This window comes from Blautia sp. Marseille-P3201T, assembly GCF_900120295.1.
GTDB lineage: Bacteria > Bacillota > Clostridia > Lachnospirales > Lachnospiraceae > Blautia.
In genome coordinates this window covers 199,976-215,106 of sequence record NZ_LT635465.1, presented here as the reverse complement: position 1 = coordinate 215,106, position 15,131 = coordinate 199,976, and the positions used below count along the sequence as shown (strand labels likewise).

Below are 15,131 nucleotides of genomic sequence, written 5' to 3'. Positions count from 1 at the left end.
TCAGACCGAAGCCATTTGCGAAGCAAAGGACACGAAATAAGCGAAGCTTATGAGTGACGGTTGCTAAGCGGACTAAGCAGAACGGCAGTTGGAAAGTTTCGTTTTATATATGTAGTTTTGAAGGTATGGTGTGGAAAATATCTGGCTCCTTGGTCAAGCGGTTAAGACATCGCCCTTTCACGGCGGTAACACGGGTTCGATTCCCGTAGGAGTCACTAAAAAATGCTTGCATATTTATGAAATATGTGAGTATAATATATTATATGGCGCCATAGCCAAGTGGTAAGGCAAAGGTCTGCAACACCTCTATCACCAGTTCAAATCTGGTTGGCGCCTCTTTTATTATTCCTCCTTAGCTCAGTCGGTAGAGCATGCGGCTGTTAACCGCAGTGTCGTTGGTTCGAGTCCAACAGGGGGAGTTTTTTTAATTTATAATTTAAGGAAGCTGTACATTAAGATATTAGTGTATAGCTTCCTTTTTTAATTAATAAATCAACTGAGCGATATGTTTTTGTAATTTATAAAAGATTATAAAAAAGGACATGAGTCCTTTTTTGGGAATATGAGATACTATATAATGAAAAATATATAATTGCAGTGTAAAAGATAATAAAGAAAGGGACGAGAACAATGAACAAGCAGAGAGTATATTTGATTGTATTGGACAGCTTTGGAATTGGACATGCGCCTGATGCTTCAGATTTTGGAGATAAAGGTGCAAATACGCTTTATACAATTACACAGTCAAAAGAATATGATACACCAAACATGAGAAAATTGGGACTTTCCTGTATAGATGGAGTGGACTATTTGGAAAAACCAGAGAGAGTAATTGGTGGATACGGAAGAATGCAGGAAGCATCCAGAGGAAAAGATACAACGATTGGACATTGGGAAATTGCCGGTATTATTTCTTCAAAAGCACTTCCTACTTATCCCAATGGTTTTCCAAAGGAAGTTTTGGATGAATTTACGAAGAGAACAGGCAGAGAAGTGCTTTGTAACAAACCATATTCCGGTACAGATGTAATCAGAGATTATGGAGAAGAACATGTTCGCACAGGAAAGCTTATTGTGTATACATCTGCAGACAGCGTTTTTCAGATTGCAGCCCATGAGGATATTGTTTCTGTAGAAGAACTTTATAAATATTGTGAAATTGCCAGAGAAATTTTAGTAGGAGAGCATGGAGTGGGACGTGTAATTGCCAGACCATTTGTGGGAGACGCACCTGATTTTCAGAGAACTACTAACAGACATGATTTTTCTCTGCTGCCACCGAAAGATACTATGTTGGATGTACTGCAAAAAGAAGGATTTGATACTTATGGAGTAGGTAAAATCTATGATATTTTTGCAGGAAGAGGAATTGCCCATACGCAGAGAATTCAAGGTAATGTAGATGGGATGGAAAAGACAATTCAGCTTCAGAATGAGGATTTTAATGGTTTATGTTTTGTAAACTTAGTAGACTTTGATATGTTGTATGGACATAGAAATGATATTGAAGGCTATGCAAAGGCAGCTACAGTTTTTGATAAACAACTGGGAACTTTTATGGAGAGAATGCAGCCGCAGGATATTTTAATGATAACTGCAGATCATGGCTGTGATCCGGGATTTAAGGGAACTGATCATTCAAGAGAATGCGTGCCATTTTTAGTTTATGGAGAGAGAATTAAAGAAGGTGTCAATCTGGGAACTCGTAAAACTTTTTCAGATATAGCGGCAACAGTGTTAGATATTTTTGGAATTGATAATAAATTAGATGGAACCAGCTTTAAGGATGAAATCTTAAAATAGGAGAGATGAAAATATGGATAATCTCAAATTGCTGGAAGAAGCAAAAAAAGCCAGATTGAAAGCCTATACTCCATATTCTAACTTTAAAGTGGGCGCTGCTCTTTTGACAAAAAGCGGAAAAATTTATCTGGGCTGTAATATTGAAAATTCTTCCTATACACCTACAAACTGTGCAGAGCGAACAGCTTTTTTTAAAGCAGTTTCAGAGGGAGAAAGAGAATTTGAAAAAATAGCAATTGTAGGTGCAAAAGATGGGGAAAATGTAAATGAGATGTGTGTGCCTTGTGGCGTATGCAGACAGGTTATGATGGAGTTTTGTAATCCGAAAGAGTTTCAGATTATACTTGCTGATGGGGAAAGTACCTGTAGAGTAATGACTTTAGAGGAACTCTTGCCTTATGGTTTTAGCTCAGCTAATTTGAAATAAAACAAAAAGGAGGAAGAAACGTGGAATATGTAATTGAAATGAACCATATTACGAAGCAGTTTGGTGAATTTAAAGCCAATGATGACATTACACTGCGCGTAAAAAAGGGTGAAATCCACGCACTGCTGGGTGAAAACGGAGCCGGTAAATCTACACTTATGAGTGTTCTTTTTGGCTTATATCAGCCGGAAGCAGGTCAGATTAAGATTAATGGAAAAGAAGTGAAGATTAACAATCCTAATGATGCAAATGCCTTAGGAATTGGAATGGTGCACCAGCATTTCAAACTGGTTCATAATTTTACGGTATTGGAAAGTATCGTTTTAGGTCGTGAAACAACAAAGGGCGGAGTTTTGAAAATGGATGATGCCCGCAAAAAAATTATGGAATTAAGTGAACGATACAAATTTAAAATTGATCCGGATGCATATATTTCAGATATTACGGTAGGTATGCAGCAGCGTGTGGAAATTTTGAAAATGTTGTATTGTGATAATGATATTTTGATTTTTGACGAACCTACTGCAGTTCTGACTCCTCAGGAAATCAAAGAGCTTATGAAAGTTATGAAGCAATTGGTAGAGGAAGGGAAATCCATTATCTTTATTACGCATAAATTAAATGAAATTAAAGAAGTTGCAAATCGATGCAGCGTACTTAGAAAAGGAAAGTATATCGGAACTATTGATGTTGCAGAAACTTCTAAAGAAGCAATGTCCGAAATGATGGTAGGCAGAAAAGTTAATTTTATTATTGATAAAGAAGAAAATACTCCTGGGGATGCTATTTTAGAAGTAAAGAACATGACAATTAAGTCAAAACACCATGGCAAAGAGGCAGTAAAGAACGTATCTTTTACTGTGCGAAAAGGTGAAATTGTTACAATTGCAGGTATTGATGGGAATGGTCAGTCTGAATTAGTATATGGTATTACCGGAATGATGCCTATTGATGAGGGACAAGTTTTCCTGAAGGGAAAAGACATTACCCATGAAAGCATTCGAAAGAAATGTCTGGATGGTATGGCACATATTCCGGAAGACAGACATAAGGATGGCCTGGTTCTGGACTATGATCTTCAGCAAAATCTGGTGCTTCAGAGTTATTTTACAAAGCGTTTCCAAAATCACGGATTTTTGAAGTTCGATGCAATTCGCAGCTACGCAGAGGAGTTGATTAAGAAGTTCGATATTCGCTCCGGACAAGGTGTAAACAGTATTGTAAGAGGAATGTCAGGAGGTAATCAGCAGAAAGCAATTATTGCCAGAGAGCTGGATAGAAATCCGGAGATTGTTATTGCAGTACAGCCGGTTCGAGGATTGGACGTAGGCGCGATCGAGTATATTCATAAGCAGTTGATTGCACAGCGTGATGCAGGAAAGGCAGTACTTCTTGTATCTTTGGAATTAGATGAAGTCATGAATGTAAGTGATAGAATTCTTGTAATGTACGAAGGTGAAATCGTTGCAGATGTAGATCCGAAGAAGATTACGACAGAGGAACTGGGATTGTACATGGCAGGAGCGAAAAGGAGTGTGAATAATGAAGAATAAGAAAAGAAATATTTTTCAGGGAGAGGGCATGACAAGTTTCTGTTCGTCAATTCTTGCAATTATCTGTGGTCTGCTCTTTGGACTCATTATTTTGCTCGCAAGTAATCCGAGTCAGGCGTATGGCGGTTTTATGATGATTTTGCAGGGCGGATTTACTGATGGAATTCAGGGAATAGGGCAGATGTTTTATTATGCTACTCCGATTATTATGACAGGTTTGTCTGTGGGATTTGCTTTCCAGACCGGTCTATTTAATATCGGAGCGCCGGGACAGTTTACTGTAGGTGCTTATGTGGCAGTTTTAATTGGTGTAAAATGTACGTTCCTTCCAGCAGGATTACATTGTTTAGTAGCCATTGTAGGCGCTGCTTTAGCAGGTGCATTATGGGGAATGGTTCCCGGACTTTTAAAAGCATTTCGAAATGTAAACGAAGTAATTGCTTCTATTATGATGAATTATATCGGAATGTATATGGTAAATATGTTAATTCAGAGAACTATTTACGACCAGGTAAAGAACCAGTCTATGGCGGTTGCGTCTACTGCAAATCTGCCGAAAGCCGGTTTAGACAAGATTTTTCCAAATTCAGATATTAACGTAGGAATTCTTATTGTTATTGCTTTTGTTATTTTAATTTATGTAATTTTAAATCGTACTACTTTTGGCTATGAATTAAAGGCATGTGGAAAAAATCCTAATGCAAGTAAATATGCAGGTATCAATGCCAAAAGAAATATTGTGTTGTCTATGGTAATTGCAGGGGCTTTATCAGGAGTCGGCGGTGCGTTGCTGTATCTTGCAAATTCTGGAAAGTATCTTCAGGTACTGGATATTATTGCACCGGAAGGATTTTCAGGAATTTCCGTAGCATTACTTGGTATGTCTAATCCAATTGGTATTCTTTTTGCCGGATTGTTTATCGGACATCTGACAGTAGGCGGTTACAACATGCAGTTGTTTGATTTTGCTCCTGAAGTTATTGATATGATTATTGCAGCTATTATTTATTGTGGTGCATTATCATTATTATTTAGAGGTATGATTCATAAAATTCAGGCCAGAAAAAATAAAAAACACACAGATGAAGCAAATAGCAATCTGAAGAAGGAGGAGTAGGAGTATGGATATTGTATATTTTATTATGCAGCAGACGATGTTTTTTGCTATCCCGCTTCTGATTGTAGCTATTGGCGGTATGTATTCTGAGCGAAGCGGTGTAATTAACATTGCATTAGAAGGTATTATGGTAATTGGAGCTTTTGCCGGTGTTTTATTTATTAATATGACACAGGCAAACTTAAGCGGGCAGGGACTTTTACTGATTGCTATTGTAATCGCAGGTATTACAGGAGGACTTTTCTCTTTGCTGCACGCATTTGCATCCATCAATATGAAGGCGGATCAGACAATCAGCGGTACTGCATTGAATATGTTTGCTCCTGCATTTGCAATTTTTGCAGCAAGAACAATTCAGGGAATTCAGCAAATTCAGTTTACAGATACTTTTCAGATTGATAAAGTGCCTGTATTGGGCGATATTCCTGTAATTGGACCGTTATTTTTCCAGAACTGTTATATTACAACTTATATTGGAATTTTAATTTTCCTTGTGGCAGCTTTTGTAATTAAGAAAACAAGATTTGGATTAAGACTTCGTGCTTGTGGGGAACATCCGGGAGCAGCGGATTCTGTAGGTGTAAATGTTTATAAAATCAGATATTCCGGTGTTATTATTTCCGGTGTGCTTGCAGGAATTGGCGGTCTTGTATTTGTCGTACCGACTTCCACAAACTTTAATGCCAGTGTTGCCGGATATGGATTTTTAGCATTGGCGGTATTAATCTTCGGACAATGGAGAAGTAATAAGATTTTTATGGCAGCATTTTTCTTTGGAATTATGAAGACTTTGGCAAGTGCGTACTCTGCTATTCCTGTTTTAAAAGATTTGCCAATTCCAAATGAAGTTTATAAAATGATTCCTTACATTGCGACTTTGGTAGTTTTGGCATTCTTCTCTAAGAATTCACAGGCTCCGAAGGCAGAAGGTATTCCTTACGATAAAGGAAGCAGATAAAGGGGGCAATCACTATGAGAATGTATGATTTAATCATGAAGAAAAGAAATGGGGAAGCTCTGACAAAAGAAGAAATCCAGTACATGATTACAGAATATGTAGATGGAAAAATTCCGGATTATCAGATGTCTGCATTTTTAATGGCAGTTTATTTTAAAGGCATGAATGAGGAAGAAACTCTGGCAATGACACAGGCGGTGGCACATTCCGGTGATATGGTGGATTTATCCGGCATTGAAGGAATGAAAGTGGATAAGCATTCTACCGGAGGTGTGGGAGATAAGACAACGCTGGTCATTGCTCCGATTGTGGCTTCCTGTGGAGTAAAGGTGGCCAAAATGTCAGGGCGAGGATTAGGTCATACCGGGGGAACTGTAGATAAGATGGAAGCAATTCCGGGAATGCGTACATCTTTAGACCGAGAAGAATTTTTTGATGTGGTAAATAAAACAGGACTTTCTGTTATTGGACAGTCAGGAAATCTGGCGCCTGCGGATAAAAAACTATATGCTCTGAGAGATGTAACCGCAACAGTAGACAGCATTCCACTGATTGCAGTATCCATTATGAGTAAGAAGCTGGCAGCAGGCAATGACGGCATTCTTTTAGATGTAAAAACAGGAAGCGGTGCATTTATGAAGACGGTAGAAGACTCTATTGCACTGGCAAAGGAAATGGTGTCTATCGGAGAAAATGCAGGAAAGAAAATGGCTGCTTTAATTACCAACATGGATATTCCTTTAGGTCATAATATTGGAAACAGCCTTGAGGTAATCGAGGCCGTGGAAACTCTAAAAGGAAAAGGCCCGGCGGATTTAACAGAAGTTTGTTTACAGCTGGCTTCCAATATGCTTTATCTTGCAGGAAAAGGTACGGAAACAGAATGTAGAGCATTGGCTGAAAATGCAATGAAAAGCGGTGCGGCTCTGGAACGTCTGGTAGCTATGGTAGAAGCGCAGGGCGGTGACTCTGAAGTTATCTTAAATCCGGATAAGTTTGAAAAAGCACCTTATGTCTATGAGGTGAAGGCGGAAAAAGACGGATATATTACTCACATTGATGCGGAGGGCTGTGGAATTGCATCTGCTATGTTAGGTGCAGGCAGAGAGACAAAGGAAAGTGAAATTGACTATACTGCGGGCATTATTTTACATAAGAAAACCGGAGAAAAAGTAAATAAAGGTGATGTTCTTGCGGCATTATATACATCTAAGGAAGAATTATTTGAGGCAGCAGCAGAGAAATACAGGAAATCCATTTTCATAGAAGAGAAAGCACCAAAGAAGGAACCTTTGGTTTATGCCAGAGTTACTCCGAAAGGAATAGAAAAATATTAAGACAAGGAGGAATTATATGAACACAAGTGAAATTTTAAGTCATGTAGACCACACACTTTTAAAAGCTTTTGCCACATGGGAAGATATACAGAAGCTGTGTGAAGAAGCTATGGAGTACCATACAGCTTCTGTATGTGTACCGCCAAGTTATATTAAGAGAATTCATGACACTTATGGAGACAAAATCAATATTTGTACAGTAGTGGGATTTCCTTTAGGATACAGCACTACGAAAGCAAAGGTTGCAGAAACAGTACAGGCTATTGAAGATGGGGCATCTGAAGTAGATATGGTAATCAATATTGCAGATGTGAAAAATGGTGATTTTGAAAAGGTTACAGAGGAAATCAGAAGTCTGAAACAGGCAGCCGGCGATAAAATTTTAAAAGTTATTATTGAAGCCTGCTATTTAACAGAGGAAGAAAAAATTGCCATGTGCAAAGCTGTTACAGAGGCAGGTGCTGATTATATTAAGACATCCACAGGATTTGGAACAGGTGGAGCTACAATGGAAGATATTCTTCTGTTTAAGAAGTTTATTGGACCACACGTAAAGATGAAAGCCGCAGGCGGAGTTAAGAGTGTGGAAGATATGGAGGCCTTTCTGGAAGCAGGATGTGACAGAATTGGTACAAGTTCAGCGATTTCCCTGATTAAAGGGCAAAGTGTAAAAGGCTATTAAAGAATAGGAGGAAAAATTATGAAGAAAAAACTGATTAGCTTAGTACTGGCTGGAGTAATGGTATTAGGAATGGCAGGATGTGCAGAAAAACCAGGTGCATCTGAAGAAAGTGGAGAAAAGGAAAGCAAAGGAAGTAAATATGAACTGGCGTTAATCACAGATGTAGGAACAATTGATGATAAATCTTTTAACCAGGGTTCATGGGAAGGGTTAAAAAAATACGCAGATGAAAATGATATTACATGCAAATACTATAAACCTTCAGAAAAATCAGATAAAGCTTGTTTAACAGCCATTGACCTTGCAGTAAAAGGTGGAGCAAAAGTTATTGTAACACCAGGTTTCTTATTTGAAAGACCAATTTTTGAAGCACAGACAAAATATCCGGATACAAAATTTGTTATTGTAGATGCAGCTCCTGTAGAAGGTGAAGGAAAAGCACCAGACATTAAAGACAATGTACTTTCTATCTTCTACGCAGAAGAACAGGCTGGATATTTAGCAGGATATGCAGCAGTAGAAGAGGGATACAGACAGTTAGGATTTATGGGTGGTATTTCTGTACCTGCAGTTGTTCGTTATGGATATGGATTTGTTCAGGGAGCAGATGCAGCAGCAAAAGATTTAGGTCTTGCACAGGGTGATATTAATATCAAATATACTTATGTAGGAAACTTTGCTGCTTCTCCTGAAAATCAGGCAAAAGCAGCAGCTTGGTACAGCGAAGGAACAGAATGTATTTTTGCATGCGGCGGTGGAGTTGGTAACTCTGTTATGAAAGCAGCTGAAGGTGCAGGTAAAAAAGTTATTGGTGTAGACGTTGACCAGTCTGTAGAATCTGAGACAGTTATTACTTCTGCAATGAAAACATTAAGTGACTCTGTTTACAATGCAGTAGCATCTGTTTATGACGGAACTTTTGAAGGTGGAAAATCCATTACATTAGGCGCATCAGAAAATGGCGTTCAGTTACCAATGGAAATATCTAAGTTTGAGAAATTTACACAGGAAAAATATGATGAAATTTACAATGGCTTAAAAGATGGTTCTATTAAGATTGCAAATGATACTGCAGCAGATGATGCAAGTAAACTTCCAGTTGAGATTGTAAAGGTTGAGTCTATTAAATAATTAAGAAATTTTAATCGGTATAAGCATCTTCACATTAGGTTGTAAGGTGCTTATACTATTTTAACTGAAAAATAATGGTCAGAAGGGAGTAAATAATGGACAATCAAAAGATTATACAGCTTCCCAAAGTAGAACTCCATTGTCATCTGGATGGTTCGCTGCCAATAGGAATTATCAGCGAGCTTTTAGGCAGAGAAGTCAAGAAGGAAGAACTTCAGGTTCGTGATGACTGCAGAAACCTTGCAGAATATCTGGAAAAATTTGATTTACCTTTGTCCTGTATGCAGACAGAAACAGGATTAAAACGTACTTCAAAAGCTTTTTTAAAGAGTTTAAAACAGGATAATATTCAATATGTAGAAGTGCGTTTTGCGCCATTGCTGTCTGTGAATGAAAACTTAGATTGTAAAAGCGTGATACAGTCTGTTTTAGAAGGTCTTGAAGAAGCAAAAAAGGAATGCGGAATTTATTACAATGTGATTGCCTGTGCTATGCGTCATCATACAGATGAGGACAATCTGCAGATGATGAAGGCTGCCAGAAATTTTTTAGGGGAAGGAATTTGTGCGGTGGATTTGGCAGGAAATGAGGCTGCATTTCCTATGGAAAATTTCCGGGGATTATTTCAAGAGGCGAAGAAGCTAAAGCTTCCGTTTACTATTCATGCAGGAGAGTGTGGAAGAGTAGAAAATGTTATAGAGGCTGTGGAATGCGGCGCTTCCAGAATTGGGCATGGTATTGCTTTAAGAGGACATGCAGACGCAATTGCAATGTGCAGAGAAAAGAACATTGGCATTGAAATGTGTCCAATCAGTAATTTGCAGACAAAGGCAGTGAGAGATAAATCAGAATATCCTATGAGAGAGTTTCTTGATGCGGGATTATGTGTTACTATAAACACAGATAACAGAACCGTAAGTAATTCCAGCATAGAAAAAGAAATGGAATTTGTACAGAAAAATTATGGAGTTACAGACGAAGAACTTGTAAATATTACAGAAAATGCAATTCATGCAGCATTTGCGAAAGATGAAATAAAGGCAGAATTATTGAGAAGACTGAAAGAGGTATAAAATGCGGAACAAATATTTGTATAGTGTATTACCGTTTTTGAAAGAATGTAAAAGAGAAACACAACAGCAGTTTGAAGAATATTTTGAAACAGCGCCGGCATGGCTTATGGATTCTTTTCAGATTGAGGAAATGGAAAAAGGGCAAATATTTGTACGAGAAAACACTCCCATTGATACGATATATTTTGTAGGAAGAGGAACAATTAAGGCAACGGATTATAGAATTTACGGGATTACTTATGACTTTATGCGATTTGACTGTGTACATGCACTGGGAGGCATGGAGATTATTATGGATTTGGACAATTATATGACGACACTGGAGACAGTAACCCCATGTACCATTGTCAAGATTTCGAAAGCAAAGTATGAGCGATGGCTTCTTACAGATTTACGTGTCCTTAAGCTGGAAGCAAAGCTTACCGGAAAATCTTTATTAGAAGATGGCAGAAAGAGCAGAGCTTATTTATTTTTACAAGGTTCTGACCGTTTGGCAATGTTGCTTACGGAAAGATATGAGTTGTATGCTAAAAATGGTGTGTTGCGTGTGCAGGGCGGAAGACAGGGACTTTCTGATACTACAGGACTCTGTGTAAAGACAATCAACCGCTCTGTAAAGAAGTTTGCAGAAGAAGGCCTTATTAGTAAAGAAGGAAATCAGCTTCTTGTTTCATATAAGCAATACACAAAGCTAAAGGAGTTAATTGCGGCAATTATAGACATAGAATGAAAGAAGGGAGATTATTATGAGCGCAGTGTATGAAAAATTAATGACCTGTTTGGAGAGTATTAAAAAGAAGGTGGATTTTAAGCCGGAAGTGGCTTTGATTTTAGGTTCTGGTCTGGGTGATTATGCAGATGAAATTGAGGTGGTACAGACTCTTGATTATACGGAAATTGAAGGGTTTCCTACATCTACGGTAGCAGGACATAAAGGTCGCTTTGTCTTTGGACATGTGGGCAAAACACCTGTTGTAATTATGCAGGGACGTGTGCATTATTACGAAGGATATGCAATGTCAGATGTTGTGCTTCCTACCAGACTTATGGCCCTTTTGGGTGCGAAAAAATTAATTTTAACCAATGCAGCAGGCGGCGTAAATTTTGAATTTAAGCCAGGTGATTTTATGATGATTACAGACCATATTACAACCGGCGTGCCGAGTCCTTTGATTGGGGAAAATTTAGATGAGCTGGGTGTGAGATTTCCCGATATGAGTGAAGTATACAGTAAGAGAATACAGGAAATTATGAAAACGGCGGCAAAAGATTTAGAGATTGACATCAAGGAAGGGGTTTATGCACAGTTTACAGGACCAAATTATGAAACTCCTGCAGAAATCCGCATGGCAAGAGCGTGGGGAGCTGATGCAGTGGGAATGAGTACCGCCTGTGAAGCAATGGCAGCCCGTCATATTGGAATGGAAATCGGTGGAATTTCATGCATTACAAATTTGGCAGCAGGAATGTCAAAAGAAGAATTAAATCATAAAGAAGTACAGGAAACAGCAGATAGAGTTGCTGTACAGTTTAAGAAACTGATTACAGAAATTATAACAAAATTGAATTAGTTTGTGTGTATTTAATATAAGCTCAGTATGTATAAGACAAAACAGAGGTGTTTGCCAGGCATACTGAGCTTTATTCATTATTGTGATAAAAACTGTGCATATTTTTTTGGTGATACTTTTGTAGCTTTTGTAAATGCTTTGAAGAAGTTACTGTAGTCGTTAAATCCGCATCTTACACTGGTTTCACTCACCGTATAGCCCTCTGCCAGAAGTTCCTTTGCATGAGAAATGCGTTTGGCAGTAATATATTTGTTAATGGTAGTACCCGTAGCAGATTTAAAGAGTCTGCACAGGTAGGAGGAGCTTAAGAAAAAGTGAGAGGACAGCTGCTCCAGACTTAAAGGCTCTTCGATGTGTTGATTGATATAGGATAAAATACTGTCTACCTGTGCGTTTGAACTGATTTCCTTGTCTGTGTCTGCAATCCGGTTTTTATGAAAACGTTTATTGAGAAAAACCATCAGTTCTAAAAAGGCAGCTTTTTCTAAAATGTCAGAGCCATATCCTTTAATATGAGAAAGCTTATGAACAAAGTATTGAAAGTTTTTCTGCTCTTCTGTGGTCAGAGACACCTTGTGGTTGGAGCGCATACTTCTGTTTTGAAAGCATGCGTCCAAATTTGTGTTTTCTGTACACAGAGATTTTAAATAGTCAGGATGAATAGAAATAATAATGCGTTCATGCACCTGACTGTCAATTTGAGTTAAATGATGGCTTTCATATTGATTGATAAAGAAAATATCTCCAGGGAAGATATTGTAAAAGCAATTATCAATTAAAAACTGTTTTCCGCCGGATATGGAATAATAAATTTCATAGCAATCGTGAATGTGCATATCCATTGGCTTTTCGTCACTGTATAGATGGGCAATAGCAAAAGATTTTTGATTAATACAGCTTGCAATGGAGTCCTTACAGGAGCTGAGTATTTCCATTCTGTCACTTCCTATCTTTTGAATTCTGTTTTTCTATAAGCTGTTCGGCATATCTTTGAGGTGTTGTGCCTGTATATTTTCCGAATACACGAATAAAAGTATTAGAGCTGTTAAAGCCTGTCATAACACTTAAATCCTTTGTCTTCAGAGAAGGTCTTTCCTGAATTAATTTTTTTGCCTGCTCAATACGATAGCGGTTTAAATAATCTTTGAAATTATTGTCACTGAGCTGCTTAAACAAAATACCACAGTATTTTGGAGATATATTAAACTGATCAGCTAAGTCATTCAGCATAATATTGTCTCTGAAATTTTCATGAATATAATCCAGCATTTGGGTTAATAAAAGTTCATCCTGTGTTTGGCTGCGCTGTTTCTTTGCCGCAATAATATCGGCGAGAACAGATTTTATTGCAGTAATTGTCACAGAGTCTCCCCAGTGAGCATACCAGTATTCGTAATTAATAGAACGTCCGATAAAATCTTCCGGAGAGGATTTCAATTCCTGAAAAATCCGATTGACAGTTCCGATTAAAGTATAGACAAAATTCTGAAGAACTTCCATAGGAAGTCTCTTTTGTGTAAGGTTTTCACGGATGAGTTCATCAAATAAATCCAGTGCCTTTTCCTGTCCGGATACAACTTCTGAAATTAATTTATTTTCTGTTGCAAGAGGATAAGAATACGTTGTGCAGTCTACGGATGCAATGGAGTCATAAGTAATAATTTTGTCATGAGGCAGCATGGAGAGATATTCTGCTATTTTTAAGGTCTCCCGATAAGAGGCATTGATATTTTCCAAGCCTTTTTTTACGGGACTTAAAATAATCTGTTCTTCCCAGCTTTTTTCTGTCTTGTTTAAGCTTTCTGAATGTGAAAAAATTCGGTTTAACAATTTTTTTGCCTGCTCTAAATTATCTGTCTGCATAATCAGTCCACAGCGGTACATGGATAATTTTACCATGAAACAGTTTTTTTGCTTGATACATTCTTGAAACAGAATATTTTTATAAAGTTCTAACTGTCCCAATAAGGTACTGTCCAGATTATCTTCTTGTTCCGGATGCAGGCAAAGCAGTCCTACACAGTACTTTTCTCTGCCGGTAAAATAAGGATTTTTTATTTCTGCAAGATATCCGTTGGGATCGGTAAGCAGATTTTGATAATACTGTTGTACCATAAGACTGTCTGTGTTTTTTTGTGTTTCCAGTAAATTCTGATTTAAGGTCTGCAAGCGGTTTAAATTTTCATCTAAAATTTTGAACTCATCAAAATGATTGTATCCTTCTTTTAATGCCGGTTTTAAAGTGTCGTAGATTGGCTGATATAAAAGTTTTGCTATGTAAAAGAATAAAGAAGACAGCAAAACATAAACCAAAACTACTAAAAGCAGAAAAGAAAAGATATTCAGGATGCCAAGACTGTTTTGGTCGTATAAGTAGTAGATATTCCAATTCATGGAAGGCAAGTGAGCCGCTGCAATATAATAATCAGAAGTTTTTATTAAGTTTTTATCAGTGTTTACAAACTTCTGCAGTGTTTTCAGAAGATTGCCTGTTTCCTTATCTGTGGTACATGGGAGAAAAAGTCCATCATCGTTGGCAATCCAGAAATTTTGGCCTTTTGTATTATTCACAATAGAATTTACAGGAATTTCTGCCATGTAAATACAAGTTTGAGGATGATTATAACCTTTAATCCAATAGTAGAGAAAATCCAGTTCTCCATTTTCGTTGTAATGAGGAAGGACATAAGGAAACATGTGACTGTCAAAATATTCTCTGATTGTCTTTAAATCTTCCTGGGTAAGGTCTTTGCTTTTTAAAAAGTTCGAGATAGAAAAAGAACCTTCAGGGGAGAGAACGTCAGAGGGAGTGATTTCATCATTCAGAGTATTTTCATTGTCGATGAGCAAATAAGTCTCAAAGCGTGTTTCACTGGTGCTGCAATACTTTGTCAAAGCTTTTTGTACCTGAGAAGACAGGAAATAGAAGTTATCTTTTTGATAAGAAGTAGACCATTCTTTGATAAGAGCATCATTTACAATATCCGTCATAGTATTGGAAATATTTTTCAGTGAAGTTTCCGCTTTCTCTTCCAGAATTGTTCTGGAAAGTGATATGGAATTTTTGTAGCTTTCCTCTGATTGTTTGGAAAGGAAAAATCCTAAAATAGAAGAAAGGATAAGGGTTATAAAAACTGACAGAATGATAAAAATAATATTCAGCTTTTGCTGGTATCTGCCATGTGCATGTTTGTACATTTCTAATCTCCTTTGGGTGTAAACATCTGTGTCGATAAAAAAATTATACTGGTATTTTCTGTAGATTTCAAGGGTTGAAAAATGATGATAGATTGAAAAATGGTGATGAAAAACGTGGAGAAACGGCTTAAAATCAAGGGATGCAGAGAAAATGATGTACAAAAAAGAAGATGAAAAAAATGCAGGTGGAATTTGATGATTTACTTTCCTTTTAAAATCCGATAAGGTGTGGTTATCGCATGAGACGTTTCAGAAAAAGAAAAGGAAAAGGAGAGGAGAAA

Annotated in this window: 13 protein-coding genes and 3 tRNA genes; 14 read left to right on the top strand and 2 right to left on the bottom strand. The window is 37.5% G+C overall.

Features of this window, described 5'->3' with window-relative positions; genetic code table 11:
* The first annotated feature begins 143 nt into the window (after positions 1-143).
* From BQ7352_RS01560 to BQ7352_RS01495, 14 genes are all read left to right on the top strand, one after another.
* A tRNA-Glu gene (locus tag BQ7352_RS01560) sits at positions 144-215 on the top strand.
* Between the two features lie 50 nt (positions 216-265).
* Positions 266-336 (top strand) — tRNA-Cys (locus tag BQ7352_RS01555).
* 10 nt (positions 337-346) lie between these two features.
* Positions 347-419: transfer RNA gene (locus BQ7352_RS01550), tRNA-Asn, on the top strand.
* Positions 420-630: 211 nt separating this feature from the next.
* Entirely contained in the window at positions 631-1,803 is a 1,173-nt protein-coding gene (locus tag BQ7352_RS01545) for a phosphopentomutase (protein ID WP_072446391.1), read from the top strand.
* A 13-nt stretch (positions 1,804-1,816) separates the two neighbouring features.
* Positions 1,817-2,230, top strand: coding sequence for a cytidine deaminase (cdd, locus tag BQ7352_RS01540; protein ID WP_072446389.1), 414 nt, complete (start codon positions 1,817-1,819; stop codon positions 2,228-2,230).
* A gap of 20 nt (positions 2,231-2,250) precedes the next feature.
* A complete protein-coding gene (locus tag BQ7352_RS01535) occupies positions 2,251-3,783 on the top strand; it encodes an ABC transporter ATP-binding protein (protein ID WP_072446387.1) in 1,533 nt (510 codons plus the stop codon).
* Positions 3,773-4,900, top strand: a complete 1,128-nt coding sequence (locus BQ7352_RS01530) for an ABC transporter permease (protein ID WP_072446385.1) — start codon at positions 3,773-3,775, stop codon at positions 4,898-4,900. The genes BQ7352_RS01535 and BQ7352_RS01530 overlap by 11 nt, the downstream gene beginning before the upstream one ends.
* A 4-nt stretch (positions 4,901-4,904) precedes the next feature.
* A complete protein-coding gene (locus tag BQ7352_RS01525) occupies positions 4,905-5,858 on the top strand; it encodes an ABC transporter permease (protein WP_072446383.1) in 954 nt (317 codons plus the stop codon).
* A 14-nt stretch (positions 5,859-5,872) separates the two neighbouring features.
* A complete protein-coding gene (locus BQ7352_RS01520) occupies positions 5,873-7,195 on the top strand; it encodes a pyrimidine-nucleoside phosphorylase (RefSeq protein ID WP_072446381.1) in 1,323 nt (440 codons plus the stop codon).
* A gap of 16 nt (positions 7,196-7,211) precedes the next feature.
* Complete coding sequence (gene deoC, locus BQ7352_RS01515) at positions 7,212-7,877, top strand: deoxyribose-phosphate aldolase (RefSeq protein WP_072446379.1); 666 nt, start codon at positions 7,212-7,214, stop codon at positions 7,875-7,877.
* An 18-nt stretch (positions 7,878-7,895) separates the two neighbouring features.
* On the top strand, positions 7,896-9,008 hold the full coding sequence (locus BQ7352_RS01510; protein ID WP_072446377.1) for a BMP family lipoprotein: 1,113 nt from the start codon (positions 7,896-7,898) through the stop codon (positions 9,006-9,008).
* Positions 9,009-9,103: 95 nt separating this feature from the next.
* The gene (gene add / locus BQ7352_RS01505; protein ID WP_072446375.1) at positions 9,104-10,081 is read left to right on the top strand and encodes an adenosine deaminase; all 978 of its coding nucleotides are present in this window, start codon (positions 9,104-9,106) and stop codon (positions 10,079-10,081) included.
* Position 10,082: 1 nt separating this feature from the next.
* Positions 10,083-10,811: a Crp/Fnr family transcriptional regulator gene (locus tag BQ7352_RS01500; RefSeq protein ID WP_072446373.1), complete on the top strand. Its 729-nt coding sequence runs from the start codon at positions 10,083-10,085 to the stop codon at positions 10,809-10,811.
* Positions 10,812-10,827: 16 nt separating this feature from the next.
* Positions 10,828-11,652 (top strand): purine-nucleoside phosphorylase, encoded by an 825-nt coding sequence (locus BQ7352_RS01495; RefSeq protein WP_072446371.1) that lies wholly within the window; start codon positions 10,828-10,830, stop codon positions 11,650-11,652.
* Between the two features lie 77 nt (positions 11,653-11,729).
* On the opposite strand, the gene BQ7352_RS01490 is transcribed toward BQ7352_RS01495, so the two are convergent.
* A complete protein-coding gene (locus tag BQ7352_RS01490; RefSeq protein WP_072446369.1) occupies positions 11,730-12,587 on the bottom strand; it encodes an AraC family transcriptional regulator in 858 nt (285 codons plus the stop codon).
* Between the two features lie 4 nt (positions 12,588-12,591).
* The gene (locus BQ7352_RS01485; RefSeq protein WP_072446367.1) at positions 12,592-14,850 is read right to left on the bottom strand and encodes a helix-turn-helix transcriptional regulator; all 2,259 of its coding nucleotides are present in this window, start codon (positions 14,848-14,850) and stop codon (positions 12,592-12,594) included.
* Positions 14,851-15,131 lie beyond the last annotated feature (281 nt).

Bases quoted from the DNA above. Each gene is read 5' to 3' on its own strand.
- BQ7352_RS01485 (WP_072446367.1), bottom strand. From the start codon at position 14,850: ATGTACAAACATGCACATGGCAGATACCAGCAAAAGCTGAATATTATT.
- BQ7352_RS01525 (WP_072446383.1), top strand. From the start codon at position 4,905: ATGGATATTGTATATTTTATTATGCAGCAGACGATGTTTTTTGCTATC.
- BQ7352_RS01495 (WP_072446371.1), top strand. From the start codon at position 10,828: ATGAGCGCAGTGTATGAAAAATTAATGACCTGTTTGGAGAGTATTAAA.
- BQ7352_RS01490 (WP_072446369.1), bottom strand. From the start codon at position 12,587: ATGGAAATACTCAGCTCCTGTAAGGACTCCATTGCAAGCTGTATTAAT.
- deoC (WP_072446379.1), top strand. From the start codon at position 7,212: ATGAACACAAGTGAAATTTTAAGTCATGTAGACCACACACTTTTAAAA.
- BQ7352_RS01500 (WP_072446373.1), top strand. From the start codon at position 10,083: ATGCGGAACAAATATTTGTATAGTGTATTACCGTTTTTGAAAGAATGT.
- BQ7352_RS01510 (WP_072446377.1), top strand. From the start codon at position 7,896: ATGAAGAAAAAACTGATTAGCTTAGTACTGGCTGGAGTAATGGTATTA.
- add (WP_072446375.1), top strand. From the start codon at position 9,104: ATGGACAATCAAAAGATTATACAGCTTCCCAAAGTAGAACTCCATTGT.
- cdd (WP_072446389.1), top strand. From the start codon at position 1,817: ATGGATAATCTCAAATTGCTGGAAGAAGCAAAAAAAGCCAGATTGAAA.
- BQ7352_RS01520 (WP_072446381.1), top strand. From the start codon at position 5,873: ATGAGAATGTATGATTTAATCATGAAGAAAAGAAATGGGGAAGCTCTG.
- BQ7352_RS01545 (WP_072446391.1), top strand. From the start codon at position 631: ATGAACAAGCAGAGAGTATATTTGATTGTATTGGACAGCTTTGGAATT.
- BQ7352_RS01530 (WP_072446385.1), top strand. From the start codon at position 3,773: ATGAAGAATAAGAAAAGAAATATTTTTCAGGGAGAGGGCATGACAAGT.